The following is a 4676-nucleotide window of genomic DNA, read 5'->3' as shown; positions in this document are numbered from 1 at the left end:
GGGGGGGGCGGAGGGGGGGGATAACAACGCGCGGGGCACGACGCCAGGCCACGAACCCCCCCCCGTCGGGGTGGCCCCGTGGGGGCTCCCCCCCCGGGAGCGCATACGCGGCCGGGCCGGGTCCCCGAAAGGACCCGGCCCGGCCGTCAGTGTGCGGGGAGGAGGATCAGCCCTGCTTCTCGGCGCGCCGAGCGGCCTCCTCCGCCTGCTTCTCCTTGATCCGCACCGCTTCCTTGCGGACATCCGCCTGGGTGGCGCGCTCCTTCTGCAGCCACTCGGGGTTCTCCTGCTTGATGGCCTCGATCTGCTCGGTGGTGAGCGCCTCGGTGATCCCGCCGCGCGCGAGACCGGCGATGGAGACGCCCAGCTTCGAGGCGACCACCGGGCGCGGGTGCGGGCCGTTGCGCCGCAGCTCCACCAGCCAGGCCGGCGGCTCGGCCTGGAGTGCGTTCAGCTCGGTGCGCGAGATGACACCCTCCTGGAACTCTGCGGGGGTGGCCTCGAGGTACACACCCAGCTTCTTCGCCGCGGTCGCGGGCTTCATCGTCTGGGTGCTCTGGTGCGACGTCATGGAGTCAAGGGTATCGAGCATGTGCGCTACCTCCGACCACGACCGGTAACCTGGCGGGGTGACAGGCTCGGATGTACCCCCTTCCTTCCGGCTCGCCTACGTCCCGGGAGTGACGCCCACGAAGTGGGTGCGGATCTGGAACGAGCGGCTGCCCGACGTCCCGCTGATCCTCGTCGGCGTGCCCGCCGCCGAGGCCTTCGCCGCGCTGCGCACCAGTGACGCCGACGCCGGCTTCGTACGGATGCCCGTGGACGGGGCGGACCTCAGCGCGATCCCCCTCTACACCGAGACGACCGTCGTGGTGGTCCCCAAGGACCACGTCGTCGCCGCGGTCGAGGAGGTCACCACCGAGGACCTGGCCGACGAGATCGTGCTGCACCCCCTCGACGACGTCCTCGACTGGGAGACCCTGCCCGGACGCCCCGCCTTCGAACGGCCCGCCACCACGGCGGACGCCATCGAGCTGGTAGCGGCGGGCATCGGCGTCCTCGTCGTCCCGCAGTCCCTCGCCCGCCTGCACCACCGCAAGGACCTCACCTACCGGACGGTCTCCGACGCCCCCGCGTCACGGATCGCGCTGTCCTGGCCGGAGGAGAAGACCACCGACCTGGTGGAGGAGTTCATCGGGATCGTCCGCGGGCGGACCGTGAACAGCACCCGGGGCCGCCAGCCCACCCCGCCGCAGCCCAAGCAGCGCAAGACGGCCGGCAGCGCCGGCGGCAGGACGGGCACCAAGGCGGGCGGCGCGAAGACCGGCGGCGCCAGGACCGCGGGCAAGCCCGCGGCCCGGTCGGGCGGCAAGCCGGCCGCCAAGCGGGGCGGCAAGCCGCGCGGCCGCCGCTAGGACCTGCCGAACTCCCTCAGGGCCGGGATCCCGGCCGGCGGGGTCCATCCCGCCGGCAACGCCTTCGGGCGCCCGCTCGCGCCGCTACGCCGTTGAGGCGAAGCCCCGGGCCGGTGCGCTTCCGGGCCCGGTGCGGAGGGGGAGACCCAGCATCGTGACAGCACATGCGGCAGGGCACGTGATTCCGTACGAGGTGCAGGGCAGCGGCCCCACGCGGGTCCTCGCGCTCCACCACTGGCTCAGCGACAGGTCGGGCTTCGGGCATCTGAGGCGGTACCTGGACGGGAGCGCGTTCAGTTACGCGTTCGTGGACTGCCGTGGGTACGGCGAGGCGATGGACACCCCTGGGGCCCACACGATGGAGGAGGTCGCCGCGGACGCCCTCGCCGTGGCCGACGACCTCGGGTGGGACACCTTCTCGATGGTCGGTCACTCCATGGGCGGCAAGGCGGCCCAGCAACTGTTGCTGGACGCCCCCTCGCGCGTCCGCTCGATCGTCGGCATCTCGCCGGTACCCGCGTCCGGCTTCCCGCTCGAAGGGGAGATGTGGGAGCTGTTCGCCGGAGCCGTGGAGGATTCCGGCAACCGCAGGACGATCTTCGACGTCACCACCGGCGGCCGTCACGACGACGCGTGGCTCGAGGCCAGGGTGAGCGGCTCGGAACGCTCCTCGCGGGCGGCCCTGCGCTCGTACCTCGAATCCTGGACGCGCGGCCCCGACCTCCACGAGCGGCTCCAGGGCAACCCGACACCGGTGCTCGTCGTAGCGGGTGCGAACGACCCGGCGATGGGCCCTGACACCATGCGGTCCACCTGGCTGCGGTGGTATCCGAACGCTGAGCTCGAGGTCTTCGACGACGCCGGCCACTTCGCCCCGGACGAGAGCCCGGAGGCCCTGGCGACAGTGGTCGAGGGATTCCTGGGACGCCAGGGCGTGCGGTGAAACCGCCGGGCACAGCCATCCGCTGAGTGGCCGGCCGGCTCGACGAGGGCACCACAGGGCGGCTCCTTCCGGAGATCTCCCTTTCGGCCGCCCCGGCGGCGTGCCGGACGGGCGGGCCGGTCCTCGCGTTGCGGGGGCGGGCCGGGGCGGGCAGGGTCGGTGGGGCGGTTCCCTCGCAGGAAGGCCGGACCATGCCCATCGCCACCGTCAACCCCACGACGGGCAAGACGCTGCTCTCCTTCGACGCCCTCGACGCCGCCGGCATCGAGCGCTGCCTGGCCCTGGCCGCGCGCACGTCCACCTCGTACCGGCACACCGCCTTCGCAGAGCGGTCGGCGCTGCTGAACAGCGCGGCGGACCTGCTGGAGGCGGAAGCGGAGGACGTCGCCCGCACCATGACCGTCGAAATGGGCAAACCCCTCGCGGCGGCCCGCGCGGAGGCCGCCAAGTGCGTCAAGGCGATGCGCTGGTACGCGGCCCACGCCGAGTCCCTCCTCGCGGACGAGCGGCCCGCCGACGCCGACGTGCGCGACGCGGGCGCCTCCGCCGTAACGGTCCGCTACCGGCCCCTGGGCGTGGTCCTGGCGGCCATGCCGTGGAACTTCCCCCTCTGGCAGGTCGTACGCTTCGCCGCGCCCGCGCTCATGGCCGGCAACGTGGGCCTGCTCAAGCACGCGTCGAACGTCCCCCAGACGGCCCTGTACCTCGGCGACCTCTTCGACCGGGCGGGCTTCCCGCAGGGCTGCTTCCAGACCCTGCTGATCGGCTCGGGCCCCGTCGAGGGCATTCTGCGCGACCCGAGGGTGGCGGCGGCCACCCTGACGGGCAGCGAGCCGGCCGGACGGGCCGTGGCCTCCGTCGCGGGGGACGAGGTCAAGAAGACCGTCCTGGAGCTCGGCGGCAGCGACCCGTACATCGTGATGCCCTCGGCGGACATCGCGCGGGCCGCGCGGACCGCCGTGACCGCGCGGGTGCAGAACAACGGCCAGTCCTGCATCGCCGCCAAGCGGTTCATCGTCCACACCGACGTCTACGAGGAGTTCGCCCGGCTCTTCACGGAGGGCATGGAGGCGCTGACCGTGGGCGACCCGATGCGGGAGTCCACCGACGTCGGACCGCTGGCCACCGAGAGCGGCCGCGCCGACGTGGAGGAGCTGGTCGACGACGCCGTACGGCACGGGGCCACGGTCCTGTGCGGCGGCCGGCGGCCGCCCGGCCACCCGGACGGCTGGTTCTACGAGCCGACCGTCCTGGCCGACGTCACCCCGGCCATGCGCATCGACCTGGAGGAGACCTTCGGGCCCGTCGCCACCCTCTACCGGGTCGACGGCCTGGACGAGGCCGTGGAGCGGGCCAACCACACGCCCTTCGGACTCAGCTCCAACGTCTGGACCCGCGACGACTCCGACCTGGAGCGCTTCGTGCGCGACCTCGAGGCCGGAGGAGTCTTCGTCAACGGGATGACCGCCTCCCACCCGGCCCTGCCCTTCGGCGGGGTCAAGCGGTCGGGGTACGGGCGGGAGCTGTCCGGTCACGGCATCCGCGAGTTCTGCAACATCACCACCGTCTGGCGGGCGGCGGAGCCCGACTGACCGATCAGCCCTCCATCAGCCCCACGACGTGCTCGGTGATCATGTCCAGGAGCGCCCCGGCGGCCTTCTCGTCGCCGAGGACCAGCACGCTCAGGGTCAGCCCGTCGGTCATGGCCGCCAGGTACCGGGCCAGCACGGGGGCCGGCACCTTCGGGACGAGCCCCATTTCCCGGCACAGCTGCCCGATCAGCTCCTCGTACGTCTGGCAGTACAGCTCGTACTGGCGGCGGGCCAGGTGCTCGAAACCGGGCCGGCGCAGGGCGTACTGGGTGAGCTCGTAGGTGAGCATGTGTTCGCCGGGCTGGGCGCCCACGTGGTCCCAGTACGCGTGGAAGCCGGCCCGGACGGTCTCGCGAAGGGTGGGTCTCGGCCGGATCGCCGCCTTCACCACCGTGATGTAGTGCGCGGTGATCGCCTCGAGGACGGACTCCAGCAGCTCCTGCTTGGAGTCGAAGCAGTAGTGGAAGACGCTCAGGGACACGCCGGCCTCGGCGGCGATCGAGCGGGTCGTCGTCCGGGCGACGCCGTCGCGGGTCATGGCGCGGATCGCCGCCTCGGTCAGCTGGGCGCGCCGATCGGCCGACGGCATCCGGGGCATGGGACTCCTCTGGGCGGGGCTGCCTGGGACGGCGGGGGGGGGGGGGGGGGGGGGGGGGGGGGGGGGGGGGGGGGGGGGGGGGGGGGGGGGGGGGGGGGGGGGGGGGGGGGGGGGGGGGGGGAGGAGGG

At 73.3% G+C, this 4676-nt stretch carries 5 protein-coding genes; 3 read left to right on the top strand and 2 right to left on the bottom strand.

The annotated features are described in order from the left end of the window. Positions 1-166: 166 nt before the first annotated feature. Entirely contained in the window at positions 167-571 is a 405-nt protein-coding gene (locus ACZ4WZ_RS33840; protein WP_467896943.1) for a DUF5997 family protein, read from the bottom strand. 58 nt (positions 572-629) lie between these two features. Between ACZ4WZ_RS33840 and ACZ4WZ_RS33835 the strand changes: the two genes are divergently transcribed. From ACZ4WZ_RS33835 to ACZ4WZ_RS33825, 3 genes are all read left to right on the top strand, one after another. Continuing rightward, positions 630-1415, top strand: coding sequence for a LysR substrate-binding domain-containing protein (locus tag ACZ4WZ_RS33835; protein WP_467896941.1), 786 nt, complete (start codon positions 630-632; stop codon positions 1413-1415). Between the two features lie 154 nt (positions 1416-1569). Then, on the top strand, positions 1570-2358 hold the full coding sequence (locus ACZ4WZ_RS33830; RefSeq protein WP_467896939.1) for an alpha/beta fold hydrolase: 789 nt from the start codon (positions 1570-1572) through the stop codon (positions 2356-2358). Between the two features lie 191 nt (positions 2359-2549). After that, positions 2550-3950, top strand: coding sequence for an NADP-dependent succinic semialdehyde dehydrogenase (locus ACZ4WZ_RS33825; RefSeq protein ID WP_467896937.1), 1401 nt, complete (start codon positions 2550-2552; stop codon positions 3948-3950). A gap of 4 nt (positions 3951-3954) precedes the next feature. Here ACZ4WZ_RS33825 and ACZ4WZ_RS33820 read toward each other — a convergent pair whose 3' ends face one another. Then, a complete protein-coding gene (locus tag ACZ4WZ_RS33820; RefSeq protein ID WP_467896935.1) occupies positions 3955-4548 on the bottom strand; it encodes a TetR/AcrR family transcriptional regulator in 594 nt (197 codons plus the stop codon). Between the last annotated feature and the right edge of the window lie 128 nt (positions 4549-4676).

This window comes from Streptomyces sp. NPDC029122 (assembly GCF_055569445.1).
The sequence above is the reverse complement of the archived record's forward strand: the minus strand, read 5'-3'. Positions and strand labels throughout refer to the sequence as shown.